The sequence below is a fragment of the Acinetobacter sp. Swhac1 genome (assembly GCF_013390985.1).
In the GTDB taxonomy this organism is placed as follows: domain Bacteria; phylum Pseudomonadota; class Gammaproteobacteria; order Pseudomonadales; family Moraxellaceae; genus Acinetobacter; species Acinetobacter towneri.
Map to the genome: position 1 here is coordinate 1 of NZ_JACASN010000088.1, position 1,782 is coordinate 1,782.

A 1,782-nucleotide genomic window follows, 5' to 3' on the forward strand; every position below is an offset into this window, starting at 1 on the left:
CTTGTTGATTCTGAATATATTGTTTGATTATTTCCAAAGGCGCACCACCACAAGACCCTGCAAAATATGATCTTGACCATAAAACAGGTTTTGTATAATTCCCTCTCAAGTCTAAAAACTCATTTCGCATTCTTCTACTTGTTACAGACTTTAAATTATTAACCAATTTGCTTAACTGTACCGTTGGTGGATACTGAATAAGCATGTGAACATGGTCGGATTCACCATTACATTCCTTTAATTCAGCATCAAAATCTTTACATATTTCAGTTGCACACTCATTGAAATATTTATGATGCAACTCACCTAGTATTTTTTTTCGATATTTCGTTATAAAAACTAAATGAACATGAAGATTAAAGGCTGAATGTCGGTTTTTATATATCTCACTCATTGAAAAAATATACCTAAAATGTTAGAATCAGCACCATATTAACAGATACACACTCATTAATGAAAATCAACAAAGCGTATAAATTTAGGCTTGAGCCTAATGTCGAGCAAGAGGTTATTTTAAATAATCTCGTTGGCTCTGCACGCTTTGTTTGGAATCAAATATTAGCAATTTCATTTGAAATGTTTGCTCAAAATAAACACATTAATGCGGTGAATCTAGTAAAAAAGATAACAGCACTGAAAAAGAATCCTCAGTTTAGCTTTTTAGATGGAAATTCAAATGCTGTGTCACTTCAACAAAAAGTTCGTGATCTTGCATCAGCATGGGGGAGGTTTTTCAACCCTAAAGAACATGCTCGACTAAAAGAAAAAAAGCGCAAACCTAAGAAACCTAAATTTTTTAAATTGGCTGATGGTACTGAGGTTCAGTTGCGCCCACTTATGCCTAGATTTAAGAAAAAATCAGACGGTTATGATTCCATTCGCCTTGTACAATTCGATAAATACTGTTGGGTTAAAGGAAATAAACTCAAACTCCCTAATGGCGTAGGTGTTATTAAATTCAGGAAGTCGCAAGAGATTCTAGGCACAATAAAAAATGTGACGATCAGTAAGGTGTCAGGACGTTGGTACGTTTCATTCTGTACTGAAACAGAACTTACTGAAATGCCGATCCACCCATCAAAATCAGCGATTGGTGTTGATCTTGGTGTTAAGAAATTAATCACTACCTCAAATGGTCAGGTCTTTGACCCGATCAATAGCTTTAAAACCAATCAGATTAAATTAGCTAGACTTCAACGGAAGCAGAGAAAGAAAGTTAAATTTAGTCAAAATTGGAAAAAACTGAATTTTAAAATCAATAAACTACATCATCACATTGCCAATATTCGTCATGACTACTTGCAAAAAATCACTACAACGCTCAGCAAAAACCACGCAATGATTGCTGTTGAGGATTTAAAAGTAGCAAATATGTCGAAGTCAGCAAGTGGCACAATCGAAAATCAAGGAAAGAATGTAAAAGCTAAGTCAGGCTTAAACAAATCAATCCTAGATCAAGGTTGGGGCATGCTCGTTAGTATGTTGGAATATAAGCAACAATGGCGAGGTGGATTACTTGTAAAAGTTGATCCGAAGTACACAAGTCAAACCTGCTGTGAATGTGGTCATGTAGCAAAAGAAAACCGACAAACTCAAGCTAAATTTGAGTGTGTCGGAGTGTGGGTTATGTTGCGAATGCGGATTTAAACGCATCTCGTAATATATTGTCGGCAGGACATGCCGTTTTGTCTGTGGAGGGTGGATGCGGTAAAGGTCGCCCTAAGAAGCAGAAAGCAAGCGAAATCCGTGAGGAAGTCGCCTAAGAGCTTTGCTTTTAGAATC

The 1,782-nt window shown here is 36.3% G+C and carries 1 protein-coding gene and 1 pseudogene; one reads left to right on the plus strand and one right to left on the minus strand.

Annotated features, from left to right (window positions below; genetic code table 11):
* The coding region (gene tnpA, locus HX743_RS15945) for an IS200/IS605 family transposase (protein WP_178319667.1) at positions 1-394 on the minus strand (394 nt) is incomplete at its 3' end.
* Positions 395-453: 59 nt separating this feature from the next.
* On the opposite strand from tnpA, the pseudogene HX743_RS15950 reads away from it, so the two are divergent.
* Positions 454-1,763, plus strand: a pseudogene (locus HX743_RS15950) (RNA-guided endonuclease InsQ/TnpB family protein).
* Positions 1,764-1,782 lie beyond the last annotated feature (19 nt).